The organism is Streptomyces sp. RerS4 (assembly GCF_023515955.1).
In the GTDB taxonomy this organism is placed as follows: Bacteria; Actinomycetota; Actinomycetes; order Streptomycetales; family Streptomycetaceae; genus Streptomyces.
Genome location: NZ_CP097322.1, coordinates 2,624,458 through 2,649,824, shown reverse-complemented (window position 1 = coordinate 2,649,824; position 25,367 = coordinate 2,624,458). Strand labels below are relative to the sequence as shown.

Here is a 25,367-nt window from a genome sequence, read left to right as displayed (position 1 = left end):
GAGGTTACTTCGCCTTCGCGATGTCCGTGTCGATCTGCTGGTCGATCTTGGCGAGACCGGCCGGGATGTCGGCCACGTCGCCCTTCTCGACCGCGTACGCGAAGTCCTGGAAGGTCAGCTGGTAGGTGCCGCCGTCGGCCCGGGCGGGGGTGGTGGTCGACTTCGGGTGCCGGGCGATGTCGAGGAACGTCTTGAACTCCGGGCTCACCCGCAGGTTCGGGGACTCCAGGGCCGCCAACGTGGAGGGCACGTTGTGGATGGAGTTGGCGAACGCCACGACCGCCTCGGTGTCGGTGGTCATGTACTTGACCAGCTCCCAAGCCGCGTTCTGCTTCTTGCTCGCCGAGGCGATGCCCATGATCGTGCCCGACAGGTAGCCCTTGCCGTAGTCGGCGACCTGGTCGTCCGGCACCGGCAGCGGCGCGGTGCCGATCTCGAACGTGACCCCGGCTTCCTTGGCCATGTCGGTCCGCCACTCACCGTCGATCTGCATGGCGACCAGCCCCTTGTGGAAGGGGTGCTCGGCGCTCCACTCGTCGCCGAAGGTGCTGCGGAACCTCTCCAACTTCTCGTAGCCCCCGAGCTTGGCGACCAGGTCCTTCTGCGCCGTCAGCATGTTCGCGAAGGCCGGGTCCTTGGCCAGGTTGGCTTTGCCGTCGGCGGTGAAGTAGGTCGGGCCCCACTGCGCGACCAGGCGCATCGGGGTGGTCTCGTAGCCGTGGAAGGTCGGCATGATGCCCAGCTGGTCGTACGAGTCCCCGTTGGCCTTCGTCAACTTCTGCGCGACCTCGGTGAATTGGCTCCAGGTCTTGGGCGGTTCCGTGATGCCGGCGGCCTTGAAGGCGTCCTTGTTGTAGACGAGGCCGTACGCGTCGTTCAGCAGCGGCAGCGTGCACTGGTTGCCCTGGAACTGCGTGTACTCCATCAGCGTCTTGGGGAAGACCTTCGCCTTGTCGATCCCGGACTTCCGCAGGAAGGGGTTCAGGTCGGCGAAGGCGCCGGAGTTGCAGAACTTGCCCACGCTGTCGGTGGTGAACGAGGAGACCACGTCGGGGGCCTTGTCCCCGCCCGCCCGGAGCGCCTGGTTGATCTTGTCGTCGGTCATGTTGCCGGTGACCTTGACCTTGATGTTCGGGTGCGCCTTCTCGAACCGCGCGATGTTCTCCTCGATGGCCTTGGCCTCGCCGGGAGCGGACCAGCCGTGCCAGAAGCCGATGGTGACGTCGGCCTTCGGGTCGTCGGCCGCGGCGGTGCCGCTCTGGCCCGTACAGGCCGTGGCGAGGACGGATATCGCGGCCACGAGGCCGGCCGCGGTGGTCAGGCGTCCGGTTCTGGGCATGGCGGTGCTCGCTCTCTGCTGGAGGAACTTCCGGTGGGGGTGCCGATGCGTCGATGGGGCATGGTCGATGGGGCGTGGGGGTACGGACGGGGAAGGGCTCAGCGGGAGGTGTCGAAGACTTCCTCGCGGGCGGCGGCCAGGGCGCTTTCCAGAGCGCCCCGCAGCACGGGCCGTTCGCTCACCTCGCCGGCGACCAGCCGGGGCCGGGAAGGGGCCAGTTCGCCGAGTTCGGTCTCCAACAGGGCGCGCAGCGGCTCGCCGCCCGCGGTGATCGCGGCCCCGGACAGCACCACGATCTCCGGGTCGAGGACGGAGACCAGCGAGGCCAGACCGGTCGCGAGGAGGGTGGCGTAGGAGTGGAGGAAGCGCAGGTGCGCGCCCTCGGGTCGGTCGGCGGCCAGCCGCAGCAGGGCGACGCCCGCCGCCACCTCCGCTGCGGCGTATCCGGAGTCCTCGCCGGTGGCCGCCGGCGGGGGCTCGATGCCGAGTTCGGCGGCCAGTCGCGGCAGGACCTGTACGCCGGCCAGCTCCTGATAGCCGCCGGTGTTGGCCCGGGTGACCTCCCGCACCAGGGGGTGTCCCGGTACGGGCAGGAAGCCGACCTCGCCGGCGCCGCCGGTCCAGCCGCGGTGGAGGCGCCCGCCGAGCACCAGGGCGGCGCCGAGGCCCTCCTCGTTCCACAGCAGGACGAAGTCCTCGTGGCCCCGGGCCGCGCCGAGCCGCTGTTCGGCCACGGCCGCCAGGTTGACGTCGTTCTCGTACTCGACCGGCAGGGGCAGGGCGGCCGCCATTTCGTCGAGCAGGGTCGGCGAGTGCCAGCCGGGCAGGTGGCTGGCGTAGCGCAGCCGGCCGGTGCGGGGGTCGAAGGCGCCGGGGGTGGCGATGACCACCCGGTGCAGGTCGGCGCGGCCGAGGCCCGCGGCCTCCAGGGCCCCGTCGAGGGCTCCGGTGACCTGCGCGACGGCTTCGGCGCCCTCCGCGTAGGGGAGCTCGAAGCTGCCGACGATCGTCCCGGCCAGGTCGGCGACGGCCGCGAGGACCCGCTCGGGGGTGACGTCCAGGGCGCCGACGTGCGCGGCGCGGGCGTTGAGCGTGTACAACTGGGCGTTGGGGCCGGGGCGGCCCTCGTCGGTGCCGGTGGCCACGACGAGTCCGGCGGCCTCCAGTCGGGCCAGCAGCTGCGAGGCGGTCGGCTTGGACAGGCCGGTCAGGTGCCCGATCCGGGTCCGGGACAGCGGGCCGTGCGCGAGCAGCAGCTCCAGCGCGGCGCGGTCGTTCATGGCGCGCAGCAGGCTGGGCGTTCCGGGTGTTGCGGCGGGCATGGAGCGGTCTCTCTCTCGCCGGAAGAATTGTTAGGTAAGTTTCCTGTCGCGTTCCGAGGCCTGTCAATGGCGCTGCCCCGCCGGATGTGACCGACGGGGCAGCGCGATGGGGCAGGGTGACGGGCGCGACGTGAGGCCTACTTGGTGATCCGGGGCGGCTGCGGCGCCGGGATCGGGGCGGTGGCCAGGGACTGCGGCGAGGTCGGGTTGGCGAGCGCCGACGGCGGGGCCACGGCGGCCGCCGGGTCCGCGGGCTGCGCCTCGTCCTCCTCGTCGCCCGCCGGCAGTCCGCCGATGATCCGGATGCCCGCCGCGTCGAAGGCCTCCTTGATCCGCCAGCGCAGCTCGCGCTCCACGGCGAACTGCTGACCCGGCATGGTCTTGGCCGACACCTTCACGGTCATCGAGGCCAGCAGCACCTCGTCCAGACCCAGCACCTCCACCGGACCCCACAGGCGCTCGTCCCACGGGGACTCCTTCGCCAGCGTGTCGGCGACGCCCTGGACCACCTCGCGGATCCGCTTCAGGTTCTCCGTCGGCTTGACCTGCACGTCCACACCGGCGGTCGCCCAGCCCTGGCTGAGGTTGCCGATCCGCTTGATCTCGCCGTTGCGCACGTACCAGATCTCACCGTTGTCGCCGCGCAGCTTCGTCACGCGCAGACCGACCTCGATCACCTCGCCGGAGGCCACCCCCGCGTCGATCTTGTCGCCGACGCCGTACTGGTCCTCCATGATCATGAACACGCCGGAGAGGAAGTCCGTCACCAGGTTCCGGGCGCCGAAACCGATCGCCACACCGGCCACACCGGCACTCGCCAGCAGCGGCGCCAGGTCGATCTTCAGCGCCGCCAGCACCATCAGCGCGGCCGTGCCCAGGATCAGGAACGAGGCCACCGAACGCAGCACCGAGCCGATCGCCTCCGAACGCTGCCGGCGTCGCTCCGCGTTGACCAGCAGACCGCCCAGTGCCGTGCCCTCGACGGCCTCCGCGCCGGAGTTCATCCGGTTTATCAGCTTCGTCAGCGCCTTGCGGACCACCGAACGCAGCGCCGCCGCGATCACGATGATCAGCAGGATCCGCAGGCCGACGCTCAGCCAGGTGGCCCAGTTCTCCTCGATGAAGCTCGCGGCGTTCGTCACGCTCTCGGCGGCGTCGTCGGTGGTCGTCGCTGCCAAGGGGAGCAGAGTGGCGGGCGAGGGCACGGCGGGAACCTCCAGGCATAGCGGTCTGCCCGCCGGAAGGGATGCGCGGGCAGGCCAACCACACTAACGGGGCACGGACCCCGAGCTTGTCGCCGTGTTCGAGGGAGAGACGGGACTCACGCGGGGATGAGGGGGGTGTGGTTGAAAACACCCCGGACCCGTTACGGGCGAGTGGTGGCGTTTCGACCGACCGTAAGGGGAGACTGGAAGGCAGATCGTCCCGGCGCGAGCCACGCGCCGCCGGCGTACAAGGAGGCAGTCCGTGCCGCACGTCCTGGTCCTCAACGCGTCGTACGAGCCACTCGGCGTCGTACCGCTCCGCCGCGCGCTCGTCCTCGTCCTGGAGAACAAAGCGATCTCCCTGGAGGAATCCGGCGCCTTCCTGCACAGCGCGACCAGAGCCGTCCCCGCGCCCAGCGTGGTCCGGCTCAAGCGTTTCGTGCGGGTCCCCTACCGGGGGCCCGTTCCCCTCACCCGCCGCGCCCTCTTCGCCCGCGACGGGGGCCGCTGCATGTACTGCGGGGCCGTCGCCACCAGCGTCGACCACGTCATCCCGCGCAGTCGGGGCGGCCAGCACGTCTGGGACAACGTCGTCGCCGCGTGCCGCCGCTGCAACCACGTGAAGGCCGACCGGCACCTGCTGGAGCTGGGCTGGCGGCTGCGCCACCAGCCGGCCCCGCCGTCCGGCCTGGCGTGGCGGATCATCGGAACGGGTCACCGAGACCCCCGCTGGATGCCCTACCTCCAGCCGTACGGGGCCGACGACGCGCTGACGCGCATCGGGGCCGCCGCGTCGTAGCGGCCGGGCCGGACGAGGACCGGACGAACGGCCGGGAACAACAGAACGAGGACGGATCGAGGACCGACCCGAGGGGGGCGGCGCCGGGCGTACGCATGCTCCCGAGCCGCCGCCCCCGTCGCCGGGGGTGTGGGCGCGGTGGGGGGATCCGACCCGGAACCGTCAGGAATGCGGTGCCTCCGACTGGGTATGGCTGCGGTGTTCCCCGGCGGTGTTGCATGGGCGGGTCCGGTCTTCGCGCACGAAGGAGTGCTCCCATGAATGCCCGTACCGCCGCCTCTTCCGCCCGCACCCTCGAACCCCCCGTCCCCGCCACCCGTGCCCACGCCCCGCTCGCGCACCTGCCCGCCCAGTCCGGGCCGGCGGAGGGGCCCCTCACCAGTGAGCCCCCGCTGCCCGGCTCCGCGTACGCGCCGCTGACCAGCGAACCCCCGCTCGCGGACGAGGCCCCGCTGACCAGCGAGCCCACCCTCCCCGCCGCAGCCGCCGCGGGCTTCTAGACAGGGACCCCCGATGGACCACCTCGCCCGGCTCGCGGCCCACCACGGCGTCGCCACCAGCTACCGGCCCGCCGAGGAGGTCACCATCCGGGTGCCCGACGCCACCGTCCGGACGGTCCTCGCCCTGCTCGGGGTCCCCGTCGACACCGACGCGGAGGTCAGGGCGTCGGCCGACGCCGCCGAGCGGGAGCGGGCCGCGCGGCCGTTGCCGCCGACGGTGGTGCGGTGGCGCGGGGAGGACACCCCGGCGGCGGTGACCGCGCTGCCGCCCGGGACCCGGCTGCGGGTGGCCCTGGAGGGGGGCGGGGAGGTGGCATGGGGCCCCGAACTGCCGCTCGGGGTGCACCGCCTGACCGCCGAGACCCCCGACGGGCGCACCGCCGGGGCCACCCTGATCGTGGCCCCGGAGCGGGCCCCGGCCGCGCCGCCGCGGGCCCACGGGCTGCTCGTCCAGCTGTACTCGCTGCTCTCGGAGCGCTCCTGGGGCATGGGGGACCTCGGCGACCTGGCGGAGCTGGCCCGCTGGGCGGCCCGTACCCACGGCGCCGACTTCGTCCAGGTCAACCCGCTGCACGCCGCCGTCCCCGGCACTCCGACCGACCCCTCCCCCTACCGGCCGGCCTCGCGCCGCTTCCCGGACCCGGTGCACCTGCGGATCGAGGACGTCCCCGAGTACGCCGACTGCCCCGACCGCGAAGCCCTCGCCGAACTGGCCGAACGGGGCGCCGGGCTGCGCCGCGAGGTGCTGGAGAAGGGCGCCCTCATCGACCGGGACGCGGTGTGGGAGCTCAAGCGGGCCGCCCTGGAACTGTTGTACGCCGTCCCGCGTTCACCCGTCAGGGAGGCCGCCTGGCGGGAGTTCCGCGCCGCGCAGGGCGAGCCGCTGGAGCGGCATGCCGCGTGGTGCGCGACCGCCGCCGGGGAGGACCCGGTGCGGCGGGCCGAGTTCCACGCGTGGCTGGTGTGGCTGACGGACACCCAGCTGACGTCCGCCCAGCGGGCCGCGCGCGAGGCCGGGATGAGCGTCGGCATCGTGCACGACCTGGCCGTCGGCGTGCACCCCGAGGGCTCGGACGCCCGTACGGGCTTCCACGCCCGGCACGTCGACGTCGGCGCCCCGCCGGACGCCTTCAACGCCCGCGGCCAGGACTGGGGACTGCCGCCCTGGCGGCCCGACGCCCTGGAGCGGGCGGCGTACGCCCCCTTCCGGGAACTGCTGCGCGGGGTGTTCCGGTACGCGGGGGCGTTGCGCATCGACCACGTCATGGGCCTGTTCCGGCTCTGGTGGATCCCGGAGGGGACCCCGCCCGCGCAGGGCACGTACGTCTCCTACGACGGCGAGGCGATGCTGGCCGTCCTCGTCCTGGAGGCCCACCGGGCCGGGGCCGTGGTCGTGGGCGAGGACCTGGGGACGGTCGAGCCGCAGGTGCGCCGGGCGCTGGCCAGGCGCGGGATCCTCGGCACGTCCGTCCTGTGGTTCGAGCGGGACTGGGCGGGCGACGGAGAACCGCTCGCGCCCGCCGACTGGCGGCGCGACTGTCTGGCCACGGTCACCACCCACGACCTGCCGCCCACCGCCGCGAAGCTGGCCGGGGCCCACGTCGAACTGCGCGACCGGCTCGGGCTGCTGACCCGCCCCCTGGACGCGGAGCGGGCCGAGGACGCGGCCGACACGGCGGGCTGGCTGACCCGGCTGGACGGGCTCGGGCTGGAGACCAAGACCGAGGAGGCCGCCGTACGAGCCCTGTACGCCTTCCTGCTGCGCACGCCCGCCCGGTTGGTCGGCGTATGGCTGCCGGACGCGGTGGGGGACCGGCGGCCGCAGAACCTGCCGGGCACCTGGGACCAGTACCCCAACTGGCGGCTGCCGCTCGCCGACGCGGCGGGCCGGCCCCTGACGCTGGAGGCGCTGACCGCCTCGCCCCGGGCGAACGCCCTGTTGAGCGCGGTGCGGGAGGGTGCGCGTCCCCGTACGGCACCCCCGGGCGCGCGCCCGCTTTAGGTGTTCGCTACGTTTGCACCGTGGACAAGAAGAACGCTCTGCGCGCCGGCGCCGTCACGGCCGGATCGACGCTGATGATGCTGCTGATGACGTCTCCCGCCCTCGCGGTCACCCGCGACGACGGCGACGACCCGGGTCCGGGCCTGAGCATTGGCGAGACGCTCGGCCTGTACGTGGCCGCGCCGATCGTGCTGTTCCTGGTCATCGCGGGTCTCGTGATGGTCGGCGACAAGTCGCGCAAGCAGCAGAACGCGGGCTGACCCAGCCCCCTCGGGGACCGTCCGGCCGGACGGTCCCTCCTTCCCAGACTTCCGGGCGCCGGAGGTCCGCGGAGCCGGCGCCGTCCGTGCTCGCGTGACCTCCGGCGCCTTGTCGTGCCCGGACGCGTGCCGCGTCAGGCCCGGACGCGTGCCGCGTTACGCCGGGACGTCGGCCAGCAGTCTGCGGAGCAGGCCCGTCAGCAGCTCGATCTCCGCGGGCTCGAAGCCGGTGAGCGCGGAGCGCTGCACCTCCAGGCCCGCCGTGACCGCCTCGTCGATGAGGGCGAGGCCGCGCTCGGTGATCGTCACCTGGAGCCCGCGCCGGTCGTGCGGATCGGGGCTGCGGGTGAGGAGCCCGGCCTTCTCCAGCTTGTCCAGGCGTCCCGTCATGCCGCCCGTGGTGAGCATGAGCGTGGCGGACAGCTGGCGGGGCGAGAGGGTGTACGGGGCTCCCGACCGGCGCAAGGTGCCGACGACGTCGAACTCGCCGCGGGTGAGCCCGTAGCGGGCGTAGGCGGCCTCCATCGCGTCGCCCATGGCCTTGGAGATCCGATAGATCCGGCCGAAGACGGCCATGGGTGCGGTCTCCAGCTCCGGTCGCACCGCGTACCACTGGTCGATGATCGCGTCGACGGCGTCCTTGGGTGCCTCTGCCTGGTGTACCTCTGCCTGGTGTGCCTCTGCCTCGGTCATGGCGGAAGTATCCGGGTTCCACTTCCTTGTTCGCAAGAAAGTTGCTTGACGGTAAGTAGCTTAGCGGTAAGCTACTTACAAGTGATCTACTTGGGGGAGTGAGTGATGAAGGTGTTCGCGAAGTCGCGGGAGCCGCGCGTGGCCGGGGAAAGGTCCCTGCTCGTCGGCGTCGGGATCAGTTCGATCGGGATCGGCATGTACATCCCCTTCTCGCTGGTCTTCTTCCACCACGTCACCGGCCTCTCCTTCGCCCTCGTCGGACTGGTCCTCACCGCGACCGGCCTGGCCGGGCTGGCCTTCATGCCGCTCGCCGGCTCCGCCGTCGACCGGTTCGGCGCCCGCCGGGTCAACCTGGTCCTCTACGCGATACGCGCCCTCGGCTTCGCCCTGTACCCCTTCGCGGGCTCCCTGCCGGCCTTCGCCGCCGTCGCACTGTTCACCGCGCTCGCCGACCGCTCCTTCCCCGTCGTTCAGCAGTCGCTGATCGGGGAAGTGGCGCGCGGCGCCGCCCGCGACCGGCTCCAGGCGTCCCTGCGGGCCCTGCAGAACGCCGGGATGGGCGCGGGCGCCCTCCTCGTCTCCGGGGTCCTCGCCCTGTGGGGCACGGGCGGATTCCACTACACCGCCTGGGGCAACGCCGTGGCCTTCGCCCTCGCCGGAGTGCTCGTCGCTCGGGTCCGCCCGGTCCGCGACGACTCCGCCGCTCCTGCTCCTGCTACCGCTTCCGCTTCCGCTTCCGCCCGGCGGCAGCCCGCCGGCTACCGGATGGTGCTGCGCGACCGCCCCTTCCTCGGCCTGACCGCCGCCAACTTCCTCACCGCGCTGGGTTACGCCGCCCTGTCCGTCCTCTTCCCGCTCTACATCGCCACCTGGCTGCGCGGCCCCGACTCCCTCACCGGCGCCGCCTTCACCGTCAACACCGCCCTGTGCGCCGGGATCGGCGTCCTCGTGGCCGGCCGGGTCCGCCGCTCCGGCGCCCGCCGCACCCGCTCCGCCGCCCTCGGCTCGCTGCTGTTCGCCGCCGCCTTCGTCGCCCAGATCGTCCTGGGCACCCTGCGCCCCGGACAGACCGTCACCCTCGTCGCCCTCCTGGCCATCGTGGTCGTCTACACCCTCGGCGAACTGATCCACAGCCCGTCCGGCGGCGCCCTGTCGGTCTCGGCCGCCCCCGAAGCCGTCCGCGGCCGCTACCTCGCCACCTACCAGCTGTCGTACTCCCTGGCCACCGCCCTCGCCCCGTCCCTGTTCACGGCGCTGCTCGCCGTCGACGGCCGGCTGCCGTGGGCCGTCCTCGCAGTGGCCGCCCTCGGCGCCGCCTGCGCCCTGCTCCGGCTGGAGCGGCACCTGCCCGCCGAGGCCGTGTACGCCGAAGCGCCGAAGCCGACGCCCGCCCGGCCCGCCCGGCCCGCCGCGGTCACCGCCTGAGCCCGCCCTCCCCTTCCGAGCCGTACGAGGAGTCACCGTGAACCGCCTCGCCACCGTCGCCCTGACCGCGCTCGCCCCGATCTCCTGGGGATCCACCTACTTCGTCGCCACCGAACTCCTGCCGGCCGACCGCCCCCTGTTCACCGCGGCCATGCGCGCCCTGCCCGCCGGACTGCTGCTGGTCGCCCTCTCCCGGACCCTGCCCAAGGGCGAGTGGTGGTGGAAGTCGGCCGTGCTCGGCACCCTCAACATCGGCGCGTTCATGCCGCTCCTGTTCCTCTCCGCCTACCGCCTCCCCGGCGGGGTCGCCGCCGTACTGGGCGCCGCCGGGCCGCTGTTCGTCGTAGGGCTCGCCGCCCTGCTCCTGGGGGAGCGGGCCAAGGCGCGCACCGTACTCGCCGCCGTCGCCGGGGCGTTCGGCGTGAGCATGGTGGTGCTGAAGGCCGAGGCCGCGCTCGATCTCGTCGGGGTGATCGCCGGTGTGGTCTCCTCCGCCTCCATGGCCGCCGGCACCGTGATGACCAAGCGGTGGGGGCGGCCCGAGGGCGTCGGCCCGCTGGCCGTGACCGGCTGGCAGCTCACCGCGGGCGGGCTGGTCATCATCCCGGTCGCCGCAGTCATCGAGGGGGCACCGCCCGCGCTCGACGGCGAGGCCTTCCTCGGCTACGGCTACATGATGCTGATCAACACCGGCATCGCCTACTGGCTCTGGTTCCGCGGCCTCGGCCGGCTCACCGCCACCTCCGTCACCCTGCTCGGCCCGCTGTCCCCGCTGACCGCCGCCGTCATCGGGTGGGCGGCGCTCGGCCAGGCCCTGACCCCGGTCCAGCTGGTGGGCATGGCGATCGCCTTCGGCGCCACCGTCGTCGGACAGCTGCCGGGCCGGCCCGCCAAGGAATCGTTCAGTTCAACTGAAGAAATCAATCGAAATGTTTCGATGGACCTGGGCATTGCGAAGGTGCGACGGTAGTCCGGCCAAGCCCACCGCCCACCCCGAGGGGGACACCGCCCGTGGCCGTCCAGGACGCCCGTACCGTCACACAAGAACCGCGACAGGAGCGCCGGCCCGCGCGCGCCGGTACGGGGAAGGTCACGGGGGCCGCCGGGCTCGGCGTACTGCTCGCCCTCGTCGCGACGGTCGTCTGGTCCGGCAGCTTCGTCGCCACCCGGGGCATGGCGGACACCGTCCCGCCCGTCCAGGCCGTCTTCTGGCGCTGGGTCATCGCCGCCGTCGCCGTCTCCCCGTTCGCCGCCCGGCAGGCCTGGCGCCAGCGGGCCCTGATCCGCCGCCACTTCGGCTACGTCGCCCTCGCCACCTTCTTCGGCGTCACCCTCTACAACACCCTCGTCCACCAGGCCGGCCTGACCACCTCCGCCTCCAACATGGGCATGATCATGGCCGCCTCGCCGGTCATCATGGCCTGCTACGCCCGCCTCGGCGGCGAACGGCTCGGCGCCCGCCGCACCTTCGGGATGCTGATCGCCGCCTTCGGCGTCCTGCTGCTGGTCGGTGACGGGTCGATCGGCTTCGACTTCGGCGCCGGCGACCTGTGGATGTTCGGCGCGGCCCTCTCCTTCGCCACCTACAGCGCGCTCCTGAAGCGCAAGCCCGTCGAGATCGGCGGTCTCGCCTTCCTGATCACCACCTTCGTGCTCGGCGCCCTGATGCTGGCCCCCGCCTACGCCGTCTCCCTCACCGTCCAGGGCGCTTTCGCACCCACCCCGGGGACGATCGGACAGCTCCTCTACATCGGTGTGTTCTCCTCCGCCGTCGCCTTCTTCGCCTGGAACAAGGCCATCACCCTCATCGGGGCGGCCCGCGCGGGCGTCGTCTACTACCTCCAGCCGGTCTGCGTCGCCGGCCTCGGCCTGCTGCTCCTCGGCGAGGAGACCGGCCCGGCCCAACTGCTGTGCATGGCGCTGATCCTCGGCGGTGTCGGACTGTCGAGTGTCACCCGGAGGTAGTTTCGGTCCCGTGACCGAATGGGACCTGAAGAAACTCCGGATCCTGCGGACCCTGGCCGACCGGGGGACCGTGACCGCGACGGCCGAGGCGCTGCACATGACGCCCTCGGCCGTTTCGCAGGCCCTGACCAACCTCGCCCGGCAGGTCGGGGTGCCGCTGCTGGAGGCCCAGGGGCGACGGGTGCGGCTCACCGACGCGGCCCGGCTCGTGCTGCGGCACACCGAGGCCGTGTTCGCCCAGCTGGAGCGGGCCGACGCCGAACTGTCCGGCTACCTCGCGGGCGAGGCGGGCGAGGTGCGGATCGGGGCCTTCTCCACGGCCGTACCGGTCCTGGTCGTCCCGGCCGTGGCCGCCCTGCGGCGCAGCCACCCGGGGTTGGAGGTACGGGTCCACGAGACGGAGGCCGCCGAGTCCTGGGAGCTGTTGTCGGCCCGGTCGGTGGACCTCGCGCTGTCGCTGGCCGCGCACGCGCCGGTGGGCGGCGATCCCCGCTTCACGCGGGTCACGCTGCTGGAGGACCCGCTCGACGTGGCCCTGCCGCCCGACCATCCGCTGGCCGGCGTACCCGACCTCAGGCTGGCCGACCTGGCGGGGGACCGGTGGATCTACGGGGGCAGCGGGCCCTGGTCGCAGATCACGCGCGGGGCGTGCGAGGCGGCGGGGTTCGTGCCGCGCCGGGCGCACGAGGCGGCCGGGTGGACCGCGATCCTGGCGATGGTGCAGGCGGGGATGGGGGTGGCGCTCGTGCCGCGCATGGTGACGAGCCGGGCCTCGGGGGTGACCGTACGGGTCCTCACGTACGACCGGCCGACCCGGCACGTGATCGCCGCCCTGCGGCGCGGCGCCGAGGCCGGCCCGGCGGTCTCCCGGGTCCTCGACGCCCTGCGCACGGCCGCCACGAAGCTGTCGTGAAGCCGGGGTGGAGGCGGGGGTGGAGGCGCGGACCGCGCCCCCACCCCGGGGAGGATCAGGCGCGCGTCGCGGCGGACGCGTCGGCGGCCTGGGCGCGCAGGGCGCGCTCCACGCCCGCGCGGGCCTCCGACACCAGACGGCGCAGACCGGCGTTCGGCTCGGCCGACTCCAGCCAGGCGTCCGTGGCGTCCAGGGTCTCCTGCGAGACCTGGAGCGACGGGTACAGGCCCACCGCCACCTGCTGCGCGATCTCGTGGCTGCGGGTGTCCCAGACCTCCTTGACCCGCTCGAAGTACTTCCGCGCGTACGGCGCGAGCAGTTCGCGCTGGTCGGTCTGGACGAAGCCGCCGATCACCGCCTCCTGCACCGCGTTCGGCAGGTCGCCGGAGTCCACCACCGAGGCCCACGCCTCCGCCTTGGCCCGCTCCGTCGGACGCGCGGCCCGCGCCGTCGCCGCGTGGCGCTCGCCCGCCGCCGTGGCGTCGCGCTCCAGCTCGGCCGCGATGGCCGGCTCGTCGACGGTCCCGGTCGCGGCGAGCCGCTCCAGGAACGCCCACCGCAGCTCGGTGTCCACGACCAGGCCCTCGATCGTCTCGGAGCCGTCCAGCAGCGCCGCCAGGTACGCGAGCTGCTCCTTGGTCCGGGCCGTCGCCGCGAAGGCGCGGGCCCACGCCAGCTGGTGGTCGCCGCCCGGCTCGGCCGCGAGGAGGTGCTCCCGCGTGGCCTCGGTCCAGGTCGCCAGGCCCTGCTCCCGCCACGCCGGGTCGGCGTACAGGTCCACGGCCAGCTTCACCTGACGCTGCAGGGACTGCACGACGCCGATGTCCGACTCCTTGCCGATGCCGGACAGCACCAGCGCCAGGTAGTCGCGGGTCGCCAGCTCGCCGTCACGGGTCATGTCCCACGCCGAGGCCCAGCACAGGGCGCGCGGCAGCGACTCGGTGAAGTCGCCCAGGTGCGCGGTGACGTTCGCGAGCGACACCTCGTCCAGGCGGACCTTGGCGTACGACAGGTCGTCGTCGTTGAGCAGCACGACCGACGGGCGGGCGCGGCCCACGAGCTCCGGCACCGCCGTCAGTTCGCCGTCGATGTCCAGTTCGATCCGGTCGGTGCGGACCAGCTTGCCGTCCTGGAGCTCGTACAGGCCGACCGCGATGCGGTGCGGACGAAGGACCGGCTCGCCCTTGGCGCCCGCCGGCAGGGCCGGGGCCTCCTGGCGGATCGCGAAGGAGGTGACGGAGCCGTTCTCGTCGGTGTCGATCTCCGGGCGCAGGATGTTGATGCCGGCCGTCTCCAGCCACGCCTTCGACCAGGCGGTCAGGTCGCGGCCGGAGGTCTCCTCCAGCGCGCCCAGCAGATCGGACAGGCGCGTGTTGCCGAAGGCGTGCGCCTTGAAGTACGCCTGCACGCCCTTGAAGAAGGCGTCCTGGCCGACGTAGGCCACCAGCTGCTTGAGCACCGAGGCGCCCTTGGCGTAGGTGATGCCGTCGAAGTTGACGAGGACGTCGTCCAGGTCACGGATGTCGGCCATGATCGGGTGCGTGGAGGGCAGCTGGTCCTGCCGGTACGCCCAGGTCTTCATCGAGTTGGCGAAGGTGGTCCACGCGTGCGGCCACTTCGAGCCCTCGGCGTACGCCTGGCAGGCGATCGACGTGTACGTGGCGAAGGACTCGTTCAGCCACAGGTCGTTCCACCACTCCATGGTGACCAGGTCGCCGAACCACATGTGGGCGAGCTCGTGGAGGATGGTCTCGGCACGCACCTCGTACGCCGCGTCCGTCACCTTCGAGCGGAAGACGTACTGGTCGCGGATGGTGACCGCGCCCGCGTTCTCCATCGCGCCCGCGTTGAACTCCGGGACGAAGAGCTGGTCGTACTTGGCGAACGGGTAGTCGTACGCGAACTTCTCCTGGAACCAGTCGAAGCCCTGGCGGGTCACGTCGAAGATCGCGTCCGCGTCGAGGAACTCGGCCAGCGAGGGCCGGCAGTAGATGCCGAGCGGGACGGACTGCCCGTCCGGGCCCTCGTAGGAGCTGTGCACCGCGTGGTACGGGCCGACGATCAGCGCGGTGATGTACGAGGAGATGCGCGGGGTGGGCTCGAAGGCCCAGACGCGGTCCTTGGGGGTGGGCGTCGGGGAGTTCGAGATGACCGTCCAGCCCTCGGGGGCCGTCACCGTGAACCGGAACGTCGCCTTCAGGTCGGGCTGCTCGAAGCTCGCGAAGACGCGGCGCGCGTCCGGCACCTCGAACTGGGTGTACAGGTAGGCCTGCTGGTCGACCGGGTCGACGAAGCGGTGCAGGCCCTCACCGGTGTTCGTGTACGCGCAGTCCGCGACGACGCGCAGCTCGTTGGGCCCGGCGGCGAGGTGCTTCAGCGCGATCCGCGAGTCGCGGAAGACGGCGGCCACGTCGAGCGACTTGCCGTTCAGGACGACCTCGTGCACGGCCGGCGCGACCAGGTCGATGAAGGTCTCGGCGCCGGCCTCGGCCGACTGGAAGCGCACGGTGGTCACGGACGGGTACGTGCCGCCCTCCTGCGCACCGCTGAGATCGAGTTCGATCTCGTACGAGTCGACGGTGAGCAGCTTCGCCCGCTGCTGAGCCTCTTCACGGGTGAGATTCGTGCCAGGCACGCGGTCATCTCCTTTGATGGTGACGTTGCCCCGCCATCCTTCCACGCGGCCCGCGCCACCGCGCCGGAGTAATCCACGGGCGAACGCCGCGTCCGATTCCCGCCGGCTCCTCCACGCCCCGGCACCCACCCTGAGGTGCGTGAACCCGTACATCCCGCTCCCCATCGCCCCCGACGCGCTCGCCGAACTGCGCTCGCGCGACGACGCCGGCCGCCCCTGCCACCCGTACACCGATCCGGAGGGCGGCGCTCCGCTGCGCTGCTGTCTGCGGCGCGGCCGGGCCGGCGAGCGGATCGCGCTGGTCTCGTACGCACCGCTGCGCCGCTGGGCCGCCGGCGCGGGCGTCGATCCGGGCGCCTACGACGAACAGGGCCCGGTGTTCATCCACGGCACGGACTGCGGCGGCCCGGCCGAGGCAGCCGGCCCGCCCTTCGCCCACCCGGGCGCGTTGCGCGCCGCCCGCCGCTACGACACGGGGGGACGGATCCTCGGTGGTCGGGTCCTCACGCTCGGCGAGGATGGGGCCGCGGTGATCGAGGACGCCCTCGCCGAGGCCTTCGCCGACCCGGCGACCGCTCTCGTCCACGTGCGGGCGGTCGAGTTCGGTTGCTTCCTCTTCGAGGTCCGCAGGCCCTGACCGCCGGGCCCGAACACACCGCCCGTCCCGAACACACCGAGGGGCGGCGCCGTCGCGGCGCCGCCCCACGGGCGTGAGACCTCGGGCGGGATCAGCCCTGGCGCAGCTCGTCGGCGACGAGTTCGGCGATCTGGACCGCGTTCAGGGCGGCGCCCTTGCGGAGGTTGTCGTTCGAGAGGAACAGGGCGAGGCCGTTGTCCACGGTCTCGTCCGCGCGGATGCGGCCCACGTACGAGGCGTCCTTGCCGGCCGCCTGGAGCGGGGTCGGGATCTCGGACAGCTCGACGCCCGGGGCGTCCGCGAGGAGCTCGTAGGCGCGCTCGACGGAGAGCGGACGCGCGAAGCGGGCGTTGACCTGGAGGGAGTGGCCCGAGAAGACGGGCACGCGCACGCAGGTGCCGGAGACCTTCAGCTCCGGGATCTCCAGGATCTTGCGGGACTCGTTGCGGAGCTTCTGCTCCTCGTCCGTCTCGAAGGAGCCGTCGTCGACCAGGTTGCCCGCCAGCGGGACCACGTTGTACGCGATCGGGCGCTTGTAGACCTGCGGCTCGGGGAAGTCGAGGGCCTCGCCGTCGAAGGTCAGCTGGTCGGCCGTCTCGGAGAGCGCGCAGGCCTGGCCCTTGAGCTCGGCGACGCCCGCCAGGCCCGAGCCGGACACGGCCTGGTAGGTGGTGGCGACCATCGCGGTCAGGCCGGCCTCTTCGTGCAGCGGACGCAGCACCGGCATCGCGGCCATGGTGGTGCAGTTCGGGTTCGCGATGATGCCCTTGGGGCGGTTCTTGATCGCGTGCGGGTTCACCTCGGAGACGACCAGCGGCACCTCGGGGTCGCCGCGCCAGGCGGAGGAGTTGTCGATCACGACGGCGCCCTGCGAGGCGACCTTCTCCGCGAGGGCGCGCGAGGTGGCACCGCCCGCCGAGAACAGCACGATGTCCAGCCCGGAGTAGTCGGCCGTGGAGGCGTCCTCGATGGTGATCTCCCGGCCCTGCCACTCCACGGTGGAGCCCGCCGAACGGGCCGAGGCGAACAGCCGCAGCTCGTCCACCGGGAACTTCCGCTCGGCCAGGATGCCGCGCATGACTCCGCCGACCTGTCCGGTGGCTCCGACGATTCCGACCCTCACGGTGACTCCTTTTGGTACGTACGACGCGGGCGCGCGTGAAGCCATCATGCGTTCGACCCCACGAGGCTTGTCCAATCCATTGTCCGAGGTACGGACGGTGTCCCGGGTGTGAACCCCCGTGACGAGTGCGTGACAGCCGTGTTGCAGGACCCCCGGACGACCGTTTTGCCTGGTCAGGGCCGGTTAGCGTCCGTTCTGTCGCGTCCGGAATCCGGATGCGGCGTACCAGAGATCGACATGCCGACACCTCGGGGAGAACCACCGTGCGGGACATCCGCCACCACCGCCGGTCCATACCGGCCCTCGCCGCCCTCGCGGCCGCCGCCGTCGCCGCACCCGTCCTGATCGCCGCCGCGCCGGCGTCGGCCCACGAGCGCGGTCCGCGCGAGGGCAGGCTCGCCAAGGAGCTGGTCGAGGAGGTCACCGCGCGCGGCGCCTACCGCCACCTGGAGAAGTTCCAGAAGATCGCCGACGCCAACGGCGGCAACCGCGCCGCCGGCACCCCCGGCCACGCCGCCTCCGCCGCGTACGTCCACGACACCCTGAAGAAGGCCGGCTACCAGGTCTCCTACCAGGACTTCGACATCTTCGAGGCGCACACGCGGACGGAGAGGACCACCGTCCTCGGCGACGGCGGGCGCGAGCTCGCCACCGCAGCCTTCACCTTCACGCCGTCCACCCCGGCCGGCGGCCTGAGCGCCCCGCTCGCCCTCGCCCGGGTGGACGACACCCCGGGTTGCACCGCCGACGACTACCCGGCCGGCGCCTTCGCCGGGAAGATCGCCCTGGTCAAGCGCGGTGCCTGCACCTTCGTGGAGAAGGAGAGGGCCGCCGCCGCGGCCGGCGCCCTCGGCGTGATCGTCTACAACCACAGCGGCACCACCCCGGTGCGCGGCGGCTTCTCCTCCCCGGCCGAGGCGGTCATCCCGAGCGCCGGCATCACCCTGGCCGACGGGGAGGCGCTGGCCGGGGCCGCCGCGAAGGGCGAGGTGAAGGTGCGCCTGGACCTCGACCAGGAGCACGTGAAGAAGACCACCCGCAACGTCATCGCCGAGACCCGAGGCGGTCGCGCCGACCGGGTGGTGACCGTGGGGGCCCACCTGGACTCGGTTCCCGAGGGACCGGGCATCAACGACAACGGCTCGGGCTCGGCGGGCCTGCTGGAGGTGGCCCTCAAGCTCGCGGACGAGGGCGCGAACAAGAAGGACGCCAACAAGAAGGACAAGGGCAAGCAGCCCGCCAACAAGGTCCGCTTCGCCTGGTGGTCGGCTGAGGAGCTGGGCCTGCTGGGCTCCGAGCACTATGTCGCTCAGCTGTCCGACCGGCAGAAGAAGGACATCGCGCTCTACCTGAACTTCGACATGATCGCCTCGCCGAACCCGGCGCAGTTCGTCTACGACGGCGACGACTCCGACAAGACCGGCGAGGGCGCGGGCCCGGCCGGCTCGGCGCAGATCGAGGCGCTGATCAACGGCTTCCTCGACCGCAAGGGCATTCCGCACGAGGGCAGCGACTTCGACGGCCGCTCCGACTACGGCCCGTTCATCGCGAACGGCATCCCGGCCGGCGGCACCTTCACGGGCGCCGAGGGCATCAAGACCCCGGAGCAGGCGAAGCGTTACGGCGGCACGGCCGGGGCGGCGTACGACCCGAACTACCACGGGGCCGGGGACGACCTGAGGAACCTCGACCTCAAGGCCTTCGACACCAACCTCGACGTGATCGCCCACGCGGTGGGCACCTACGCCCGGGACCTGAGCTCGCTCGGGAAGTGACGTAGGCCGGCCCGGTCCGAGGGGGCGGGGAACTCCGAGGGGGGCGGGGGAACGACGAAGGGGCGGGCGCCGGTGTGGCGCCCGCCCCTCCGTCATGCGATCACACCCTTACGGGAGGACCTTCTCGATCTGCACGCTGCCGGTGCCGGCGGCGGTGCCGCGGCCGTTGAGCAGCTGGACCTGGCCGAAGAACTGGCGACCCTCGGGGGCCGCGCTGTTGACCAGGACGTTCGCCGAGACCTGCGTCGAGGCGCCGGTGGCGAGGTTCACCGCGGCGGCCTCGTCGACCTGGACGGAGCCCAGGGCCGCCGAGAAGAACACGTCGCGGTAGTCGTACGTGGTGGTGCCGGCCGGAACCGCGTAGCCGATCACCTTGACGGTGTAGGTGCCCGCGGCCGGCTTGACGAGGCTCACGGCCTCCTCGGAGTCGCCGTCGGCGGCGGAGCCGACCTTGACGCCGTCCTTGTAGACCTCCAGGTCGAGGTCCGCGCCCGTGTCGGAGACCTTGCCGATGGCGACGTCGAGGCGCGAGACGCCCTCGCCGATCGTGACCTCGGAGGTGTGGGTCTCACCGTTGGCGATGGTCGGCTTGGCGACCTTCGCGCTGCCGAGCGGGCCGCCCTGGAGCTTGCCGCCGGCGATGGTCGCGGCGTCGTTCTTGATGGTCCACTGGACCGGCGCCGGCGTGCCCTGCTTGACCTCGGGCAGGACCTTGACGGCCGGGTCGAAGTTCGCGCCGAGCACCGAGATGTCCAGCGTGAACGGGTTGTCGAGCAGCGGCGACGTACGGCGCGACTCGACCTCGATCTCCCAGACGCCCGGGGTGGGCTCGTTGTACGAGCGCAGGTCGGGGCGGCAGGCGTTCGCCGGGTTGTCGTAGTTCGGGTAGCACTGGGTGGTCGCGCTGTCCTCGACGCCCACGCCGTACGGGTGGATCGAGATGAAGCGCGTCTGGCTGCCCGGCTTCAGACCGCCGAGGGCGACCTCAAGGGTCTTGGCGCCCTGCGGGACGGTCACGAAGTACGACTTGTGGCTGTTGCGCTGGACGGAGGAGGTGTCCGACATCTTGAACGACGGCTTCGCCAGCGGCGCGGCGGCGACGACCGTGGACAGGACCTGCTTGTCGATGCCCTCGGTGGTCGGGTCGTCGAGCTGGAGGATGCCGCTGTGGACGCCGGCCGACTTGGCGTTGGCCTCGACCTTGATGGTGACGGGCTTGTTCAGCGGCAGCGTGACGTAGTCGTAGCCGCCGATGACCTTGAAGGTGCCGTCGTTGGTGCGCCAGCTCAGGTTGTGGCGGGTGCCGTACTTGACGCCGGTGGTGCGGGTGACGACGACGTCGTAGACCTTCTTCTGGCCGACCTTCAGGCCGCCCTCGCGGTCGTAGACGCCGGTGCCGAAGCCCGGGGTCTTCAGGAACTGGTCGATCGCGGTGTCGACCGGCGCCTTGACGGTGAACTCCTCGGCCTTGGCGCCACGCTGGATGGCCTCCCAGGCGGCGGGGACGTTGAGCAGACCGGACCCCTGTGCGTGGGCCGGTACGTCGTCGATCTTCTTGGCGGAGCTGGTGAGCGCGACGCGCAGGTTCGCCGGCTTCAGCGCGATGTTGTTCTGCTTCGCGGCGGAGATCAGCAGGGCGCTCGCGCCCGCGGCCTGCGGCGAGGACATCGAGGTGCCCTGGAGCATGCCGTAACCGGCCGGCAGGTTGTAGCCGGCCTCCTTCACCGGGGCGCCGGGCAGCCAGGTCTGGATGGTGTTGATGGCCGCGCCGGGGGCGGTGATGGTCGGCGTGAAGCCGCCGTCCTCACGCGGACCGCGCGAGGAGAAGGGGAACATGTTGTACTTCTTGCTCACGCCGGAGCCGTAGTTGGCGGCCCAGGTCTCCTTGGAGACCGCGGCGCCGACCGAGATGACCTTGTCGGCCAGAGCGGGGTCACCGATGGTGTTGACGCCGGGACCCTCGTTGCCCGCCGAGATGACGAGCTGGACACCGTAGGTGTCGATGAGGTTCCTGTAGAGCTCGGAACGGGCGTTGTTGCCGTCGTTGAGCGCCGGCAGGCCACCGATCGACATGTTGACGATGTCGACGCCGCGGTTGACGACGAGGTCGATCATGCCCTCGGTCAGCGCGACGTTGGTGCAGCCGCCGGACCAGGAGCAGGCGCGCGAGGAGACCAGCTTGGCGCCCGGGGCCTGACCGTTCATCCGGCCGCCGAAGAGGCCGTTGGCGGCGGTGATGCCCGCGACGTGCGTGCCGTGCTCGGACTCGATGATGCCGATGTTGACGAAGTCGACCTTCTTGCCGACCCAGTCCCCGCCCAGCGGGTCCATCGGGACGTCCTTGCGGATCTCGATCACGAACGGGATGCGCTCGGCGACCTCGGTCGCCGGGTTGTCCGAGCCGAAGTAACCGATCTGATAGCCGTCCTTGTACGGCTTCATCGGCTCGTTGTTCGTGAAGTCGTTGTCCTGGTCGGTGTCGACGCGGACGGTCCCGGCGACCGCGTCGTAGAGCATGCCGAACCGGTCGCTGGTGTCGCCGTCGCGGTTGACGTCGCCCTTCATGTCACCGTTGGCGGTGATCGACTCGGTGAAGCGGCTCCACTGGAAGCTGCCCTCGGGCGCCTTCCAGCTCGCACCACCGGCGGTGAAGGAGCCGCCGGCGGAGGTCACGGGGGTGACCTGGGCGCGCCAGGTGCCGTCGTTGTCCGTGATGGGGTCGGTCGCCGTGACCCAGTCGACGATCTTGCGCTCGCCGGTGGTGGTCTTCTGCAGCGCCGGGTGGCCCACGTCGACGCCCGAGTCCATGATGCCGATGGTCACGCCGCGCCCGTCGGCGTTCGGGTTCTTCGCGACGAAGTCCACCGAGCCGGTCTCGAACGACGGGTTGTACGGGTTCTTCGCCGGGGTGTTCTTGTCCGGCGCCGCGTACGTCTCGGCGGCGGTCTTCTTGACCGTGCCGCTCTCGCGGTCCGCGTCCGGACGGGGGTCCGGAAGCCGGACCTCGTGGCGCAGGTCGACACCGCGGACGGAGTCGAGCTTGACGGCCGACTTCAGCGCGGCTTCGGCCTTGTCGGTCGGCAGGGTGGCGCGGACGTAACCGATCCGGTCGTACGTCCGGCCGACCGAGGCGCCCTGGACGGTGCCCAGCTGGTCGGCGACCTGCTTGGTCTGTCCGGGGGCGGTCGCGACCATGACGGTGACGGTCGCGTCACCCTTGGCCTTGGCCTCCTGGAGCAGTTCGACGTCGGCCGAACCGAGCTTCTGGTCGGCCGACTTGACCGGCGGGGTGGCGGGGGCGGTGGTGCCGTCCGCCGCGAAGACGGGCATGGCGCCGGTGGCGCAGAGCGCCGCCACGAGGCCGGCCGCCGCCGCGACGCGGGCCACGCGCCTGGTGGCGGGTATCGCCCCGGTAGTGGAGCCGGTGGAGTCGAGGGTCATCAGCATCCCTGGCTAAGTGAAAGATACGGTCCGGATTTCGGTGCCGGATGACCGGTCAGCTTTGCGCAAGTGACAGCTGTTTGGGGACGGTTGTCATTGACCGATACCTGACATGGCGGAAACCCGCCGATGCGTAGAAAGCGCCGGCGGGGAGATATCCGGGCAGCCCGGGGCGAAGTGAAGGGTTATCCGAGTCGATTTATCGACAACGCGGCCTCAGGTTCCGGCCGGAGTGGGGACCCGTCTCACCACGGGTGTGACACATTCCGATCGTTCAGCGCACGCGCGTGCGCGCGTAGTGCCGGGAGGCCTTCGCGCGGTTGCCGCACACGGCCATCGAGCACCACCGTCGGGTGCCGTTGCGCGAGGTGTCGTGGAAGTGCAGTACGCAGCTCTCCGAGGCGCACTTGCGGATCCGGTCGGGCGAGCCGCTCAGCAGTTCCAGGTAGTCGCGGGCCGCCGTCCAGGCCGGCCCCCAGGCGGGATCGGCGAACTCGGCGCGCTCGCCCGGCCCTTCGGCGGTGAGGGTGGCCCGGATCCGGCCGTGCTCCAGGACGGCGTCGACCAGGGCGCGCGCGCCCGCGTCCGTCGGGTCGGCCACCGCGCGGGCCAGCGACTCGCGCGCGGTCAGCAGGTGGACGAGGGTCGCGGCGTCGGCGCGGAACCGGTCGGCCAGGCCGACGCTCGCCAGCCACAGGCCCAGCCCCTCCAGCCGGGTCAGCCCGAAGGCGCCCGCGAAGAGGTCGACCGGCTCGCCCTCACGCATCCAGCGCGTGTTCAGCAGGTCGAGCGAGATCGGCTCGCCCACCAGGGGGCGGGGGTCCGTGGGGCCTGCCGTCATGTCCGTCTCCTCGTGCCGCTAACCCCTCAAGAGTACGTGACCGGTTGACGGGTTCGTCTCTAACTCTTAATCTCGAATTAGAAGGTTAGAGATTCCGGGGCCTCCGGGATCGTTCCTCCGGGGAAGGGAACCCTCATGACCATCGCCATCAGCGCGCTCCGCACCGGGCACGTGGGCCTGAACGTCACCGACATGGACCGTTCGCTCGTCTTCTACCGGGACGCGCTCGACTTCGCCGTGCTCGGCGAGGGCAAGGAGGAGGGGCGTCGCTTCGCCTTCCTCGGCCAGGACGGCGAGCTCGTCCTCACGCTCTGGCAGCAGGCCGACGGCCCCTACGCGCCCACCGCGTCCGGTCTGCACCACCTCGCCTTCGCGGCGGGGGCGCTCGACGAGGTCCGGGCGTACGAGGAGCGGCTGCGCGGTCTGGGCGTCGACTTCGCCTACGAGGGCGTCGTGGCCCACCGCGAGGGCGCGGCCTCCGGCGGGATCTTCTTCCACGACCCGGACGGCACCCGCCTGGAGATCTTCGTGCCCGACGGCGTCGAGGGCGCACCGGCCCCGACCGAGTCCGCCCCGACCTGCGGCTTCTTCTAAGCCGAGGGAAACGAGAGGAGGCGAGGACCGTGGAGCGCTACCACCGGGGTTCGCTGGCCGTGCAGGAGCGGGTCGGCGTCCGGGAGGCCGCCGAGCACGTCGGTCGCTCGATCGGAGCGGAGATCAAGGACGTCGCGGCGCGGTTCCTCGCCGAGCAGCCGCATCTCGTCGTCGGCGCCGCGGACGGGGAGGGCCGGCTGTGGGCCTCGCTCCTCGCCGGCGCACCCGGATTCGTACGGGCCACCGCGCGCGACCGGATCACGGTCCTCGGCGGTCCGCCCGAGGGGGACCCGCTCGCGGAGGCGCTCGCCGGGGCCGGCGTCCCCGTGGGCACCATCGCGCTGGATCCGCGCACCCGGCGCCGGATGCGGCTGAACGGGACGCTCGCGCCGGCACCCGGCGGGTTCGCCGTGCAGGCGCGGCGGGTCTTCGCCAACTGTCCGAAGTACCTCCAGAAGCGGCAGCCGCTGGAGTGGTCGGCCGAAGGGGCCGGTGTCGTGCGACGCGGGCGGGCCCTCGTCCCCGACCAGGAGCGGGCGGCCCGCGCCGCCGACACCTTCTTCGTCGCCACCACCGACGGGGCCGACGGGGTCGATGTCAGCCATCGGGGCGGGATGCCCGGCTTCGTGGAGGTGCTCTCGCCGACCGAACTGCTCTGGCCGGACTACGCGGGCAACGCGATGTTCCTGACCCTGGGGAACCTGGCCGCCGACGAGCGGGCCGGGCTGCTCTTCCCCGACTGGGAGAGCGGGGCGGTGCTCCAGCTGAGCGGGCGGGCCCGGACCGAGTTCGGCGCAGACGGGGAGCGGAGCGTGCGGTTCACCGTCGAGGCGGTGGTGGAGGCCCGCCATCCGGGGCGGCTGCGCTGGAGTGCGCCGGAGTACTCCCCGGCCAATCCGCCGCTGCCGGCTCACCGGGGGAGTACCACCAGGTAGGCGGCGGGCTCGCGGTCGACGGAGGCCGTCAGGGCGGTGCGTACGACGGCCGCCTGCTGCTCGGGCCAGTCGCGGAGCTTGCGGGGGGTCAGGTACAGCACGGTCACCCCGAGGCGCTCCAGCGTCTCGCGCTTGCGGACGGCCTCGGCCCAGTCCTCGTCCTCGTCCTGGCGGGGCGCCCGGGTGTCGATCTCGATGGCCACGGCCTGCTCGGGCCAGTACGCGTCCACGCCGCCCAGGTGCGGGCCGCCGGGCAGGCGCAGGTCCACGTTCCAGACGGGCTCGGGCAGTTCGTACCCGCGCACCAACTGGTACAGCCGGTCCTCGGCGATGGCGCGGCCCTCGGCGAGGAGGGATTCGACGGCGTCGACCACGTGCGGGCGGTTCAGCAGCCGGGCGGCGGTCAGCTCCCGTACGACGGCGGTCGGTTCGCAGTGTCCGGCTCGGACGGCCTCGCTGAGCACGCGGCGCACCGTGCCGGCGTCGGAGAGCTGCGCCACGGCGTCGGCGACGGCCCGCGCCACCGGGGCGACCGGCAGCCCGGTCACCTCCATGGGGTGCGGCATGGCGTGGGCGCGCACGACGCGGACGTCGCCGGTGGAGCGCAGGCGGCGGGTGTTCGGCACGAGTACGTCGATGTGCGAGAGGCCCAGCAGCGCGGGGGCGGAGGAGAACCGGTAGAGCGCGAGGGCGGCCAGCCCGGTGATCATGGCCTCGCCGCCGCGCCGACCGGCGTACAGGAGGGCGGCGTGCAGGCGTTCCTCGCTCGTCGCCGGCCCGGAGTGGAGCAGGAACACGCCGGGCAGCACCTGCTGCCAGGGCCGGCCCGCGGCCTCGGAGGGGCTGACTCCGTGCTCGCGGAGCTGGGCCACCGTCAGGACGCGGGGGCGGCTGGCGGTGAGGTGGGCGAGGGGGAGGGGTGCGTTCTGGTTCATGACGCGGTGATTCCCTCAGGCCATGGCC

The 25,367-nt window shown here is 72.3% G+C and carries 21 protein-coding genes; 12 read left to right on the top strand and 9 right to left on the bottom strand.

All coding sequences use genetic code 11. The features are described 5' to 3' along the window. Positions 1–4 precede the first annotated feature (4 nt). The 3 genes from M4D82_RS12160 to M4D82_RS12150 all read right to left on the bottom strand — a co-directional run bounded on the left by M4D82_RS12160 (position 5) and on the right by M4D82_RS12150 (position 3,866). Positions 5–1,339 carry an ABC transporter substrate-binding protein gene (locus M4D82_RS12160; protein ID WP_249766070.1) on the bottom strand — a complete coding sequence of 445 codons (1,335 nt, stop codon included), beginning with the start codon at positions 1,337–1,339 and terminating at the stop codon, positions 5–7. 98 nt (positions 1,340–1,437) lie between these two features. Continuing rightward, complete coding sequence (locus M4D82_RS12155; protein ID WP_249766069.1) at positions 1,438–2,661, bottom strand: ROK family transcriptional regulator; 1,224 nt, start codon at positions 2,659–2,661, stop codon at positions 1,438–1,440. Positions 2,662–2,798: 137 nt separating this feature from the next. After that, positions 2,799–3,866 carry a mechanosensitive ion channel family protein gene (locus M4D82_RS12150; protein WP_502988908.1) on the bottom strand — a complete coding sequence of 356 codons (1,068 nt, stop codon included), beginning with the start codon at positions 3,864–3,866 and terminating at the stop codon, positions 2,799–2,801. 262 nt (positions 3,867–4,128) lie between these two features. On the opposite strand from M4D82_RS12150, the gene M4D82_RS12145 reads away from it, so the two are divergent. From M4D82_RS12145 to M4D82_RS12130, 4 genes are all read left to right on the top strand, one after another. Continuing rightward, positions 4,129–4,665 (top strand): HNH endonuclease, encoded by a 537-nt coding sequence (locus M4D82_RS12145; protein WP_249766067.1) that lies wholly within the window; start codon positions 4,129–4,131, stop codon positions 4,663–4,665. Between the two features lie 257 nt (positions 4,666–4,922). Then, entirely contained in the window at positions 4,923–5,165 is a 243-nt protein-coding gene (locus tag M4D82_RS12140) for a hypothetical protein (protein ID WP_249772364.1), read from the top strand. A 13-nt stretch (positions 5,166–5,178) separates the two neighbouring features. After that, positions 5,179–7,167 carry a 4-alpha-glucanotransferase gene (locus M4D82_RS12135; RefSeq protein ID WP_249766066.1) on the top strand — a complete coding sequence of 663 codons (1,989 nt, stop codon included), beginning with the start codon at positions 5,179–5,181 and terminating at the stop codon, positions 7,165–7,167. A gap of 20 nt (positions 7,168–7,187) precedes the next feature. Further along, positions 7,188–7,427 carry a hypothetical protein gene (locus M4D82_RS12130; RefSeq protein WP_249766065.1) on the top strand — a complete coding sequence of 80 codons (240 nt, stop codon included), beginning with the start codon at positions 7,188–7,190 and terminating at the stop codon, positions 7,425–7,427. Positions 7,428–7,583: 156 nt separating this feature from the next. Here M4D82_RS12130 and M4D82_RS12125 read toward each other — a convergent pair whose 3' ends face one another. Beyond that, positions 7,584–8,120, bottom strand: coding sequence for a MarR family winged helix-turn-helix transcriptional regulator (locus M4D82_RS12125; RefSeq protein ID WP_249766064.1), 537 nt, complete (start codon positions 8,118–8,120; stop codon positions 7,584–7,586). 105 nt (positions 8,121–8,225) lie between these two features. Between M4D82_RS12125 and M4D82_RS12120 the strand changes: the two genes are divergently transcribed. From M4D82_RS12120 to M4D82_RS12105, 4 genes are read left to right on the top strand one after another with little or no spacing between them, the layout of a single operon-like run. Beyond that, positions 8,226–9,545: an MFS transporter gene (locus M4D82_RS12120; RefSeq protein ID WP_249766063.1), complete on the top strand. Its 1,320-nt coding sequence runs from the start codon at positions 8,226–8,228 to the stop codon at positions 9,543–9,545. Positions 9,546–9,582: 37 nt separating this feature from the next. Continuing rightward, positions 9,583–10,515, top strand: a complete 933-nt coding sequence (locus tag M4D82_RS12115; protein WP_249766062.1) for an EamA family transporter — start codon at positions 9,583–9,585, stop codon at positions 10,513–10,515. A 41-nt stretch (positions 10,516–10,556) separates the two neighbouring features. Then, entirely contained in the window at positions 10,557–11,510 is a 954-nt protein-coding gene (locus tag M4D82_RS12110; protein ID WP_502988907.1) for a DMT family transporter, read from the top strand. A 10-nt stretch (positions 11,511–11,520) separates the two neighbouring features. Next, positions 11,521–12,423 carry a LysR family transcriptional regulator gene (locus M4D82_RS12105; protein ID WP_249766061.1) on the top strand — a complete coding sequence of 301 codons (903 nt, stop codon included), beginning with the start codon at positions 11,521–11,523 and terminating at the stop codon, positions 12,421–12,423. A gap of 55 nt (positions 12,424–12,478) precedes the next feature. Here M4D82_RS12105 and pepN read toward each other — a convergent pair whose 3' ends face one another. Further along, complete coding sequence (gene pepN / locus M4D82_RS12100) at positions 12,479–15,058, bottom strand: aminopeptidase N (RefSeq protein ID WP_249766060.1); 2,580 nt, start codon at positions 15,056–15,058, stop codon at positions 12,479–12,481. A 139-nt stretch (positions 15,059–15,197) separates the two neighbouring features. Here pepN and M4D82_RS12095 point away from each other — a divergent pair, with 139 nt between their 5' ends. Continuing rightward, positions 15,198–15,695 carry a DUF1203 domain-containing protein gene (locus M4D82_RS12095; protein WP_249766059.1) on the top strand — a complete coding sequence of 166 codons (498 nt, stop codon included), beginning with the start codon at positions 15,198–15,200 and terminating at the stop codon, positions 15,693–15,695. Between the two features lie 91 nt (positions 15,696–15,786). Here M4D82_RS12095 and M4D82_RS12090 read toward each other — a convergent pair whose 3' ends face one another. Continuing rightward, entirely contained in the window at positions 15,787–16,818 is a 1,032-nt protein-coding gene (locus tag M4D82_RS12090; protein ID WP_249766058.1) for an aspartate-semialdehyde dehydrogenase, read from the bottom strand. Between the two features lie 263 nt (positions 16,819–17,081). On the opposite strand from M4D82_RS12090, the gene M4D82_RS12085 reads away from it, so the two are divergent. Further along, positions 17,082–18,593 carry a M28 family metallopeptidase gene (locus tag M4D82_RS12085; RefSeq protein ID WP_249766057.1) on the top strand — a complete coding sequence of 504 codons (1,512 nt, stop codon included), beginning with the start codon at positions 17,082–17,084 and terminating at the stop codon, positions 18,591–18,593. A gap of 108 nt (positions 18,594–18,701) precedes the next feature. On the opposite strand, the gene M4D82_RS12080 is transcribed toward M4D82_RS12085, so the two are convergent. Next, positions 18,702–22,034 (bottom strand): S8 family serine peptidase, encoded by a 3,333-nt coding sequence (locus M4D82_RS12080; protein WP_249766056.1) that lies wholly within the window; start codon positions 22,032–22,034, stop codon positions 18,702–18,704. 274 nt (positions 22,035–22,308) lie between these two features. Beyond that, positions 22,309–22,875, bottom strand: coding sequence for a CGNR zinc finger domain-containing protein (locus M4D82_RS12075; RefSeq protein ID WP_249766055.1), 567 nt, complete (start codon positions 22,873–22,875; stop codon positions 22,309–22,311). Between the two features lie 135 nt (positions 22,876–23,010). Between M4D82_RS12075 and M4D82_RS12070 the strand changes: the two genes are divergently transcribed. Together M4D82_RS12070 and M4D82_RS12065 are read left to right on the top strand one after the other, a co-directional pair. Beyond that, positions 23,011–23,469, top strand: a complete 459-nt coding sequence (locus tag M4D82_RS12070; protein WP_249766054.1) for a VOC family protein — start codon at positions 23,011–23,013, stop codon at positions 23,467–23,469. Positions 23,470–23,498: 29 nt separating this feature from the next. Continuing rightward, positions 23,499–24,404 (top strand): pyridoxamine 5'-phosphate oxidase family protein, encoded by a 906-nt coding sequence (locus M4D82_RS12065; RefSeq protein WP_249766053.1) that lies wholly within the window; start codon positions 23,499–23,501, stop codon positions 24,402–24,404. Here M4D82_RS12065 and M4D82_RS12060 read toward each other — a convergent pair. Further along, positions 24,380–25,339: a putative endonuclease domain-containing protein gene (locus tag M4D82_RS12060; protein ID WP_249766052.1), complete on the bottom strand. Its 960-nt coding sequence runs from the start codon at positions 25,337–25,339 to the stop codon at positions 24,380–24,382. The two genes, M4D82_RS12065 and M4D82_RS12060, sit on opposite strands and share 25 nt — an antisense overlap. Between the last annotated feature and the right edge of the window lie 28 nt (positions 25,340–25,367).

Coding starts and splice junctions, on each gene's coding strand:
- M4D82_RS12160 (WP_249766070.1), bottom strand. CDS start 1,339: ATGCCCAGAACCGGACGCCTGACCACCGCGGCCGGCCTCGTGGCCGCG.
- M4D82_RS12155 (WP_249766069.1), bottom strand. CDS start 2,661: ATGCCCGCCGCAACACCCGGAACGCCCAGCCTGCTGCGCGCCATGAAC.
- M4D82_RS12140 (WP_249772364.1), top strand. CDS start 4,923: ATGAATGCCCGTACCGCCGCCTCTTCCGCCCGCACCCTCGAACCCCCC.
- M4D82_RS12135 (WP_249766066.1), top strand. CDS start 5,179: ATGGACCACCTCGCCCGGCTCGCGGCCCACCACGGCGTCGCCACCAGC.
- M4D82_RS12125 (WP_249766064.1), bottom strand. CDS start 8,120: ATGACCGAGGCAGAGGCACACCAGGCAGAGGTACACCAGGCAGAGGCA.
- M4D82_RS12120 (WP_249766063.1), top strand. CDS start 8,226: ATGAAGGTGTTCGCGAAGTCGCGGGAGCCGCGCGTGGCCGGGGAAAGG.
- M4D82_RS12080 (WP_249766056.1), bottom strand. CDS start 22,034: ATGACCCTCGACTCCACCGGCTCCACTACCGGGGCGATACCCGCCACC.
- M4D82_RS12075 (WP_249766055.1), bottom strand. CDS start 22,875: ATGACGGCAGGCCCCACGGACCCCCGCCCCCTGGTGGGCGAGCCGATC.
- M4D82_RS12070 (WP_249766054.1), top strand. CDS start 23,011: ATGACCATCGCCATCAGCGCGCTCCGCACCGGGCACGTGGGCCTGAAC.
- M4D82_RS12060 (WP_249766052.1), bottom strand. CDS start 25,339: ATGAACCAGAACGCACCCCTCCCCCTCGCCCACCTCACCGCCAGCCGC.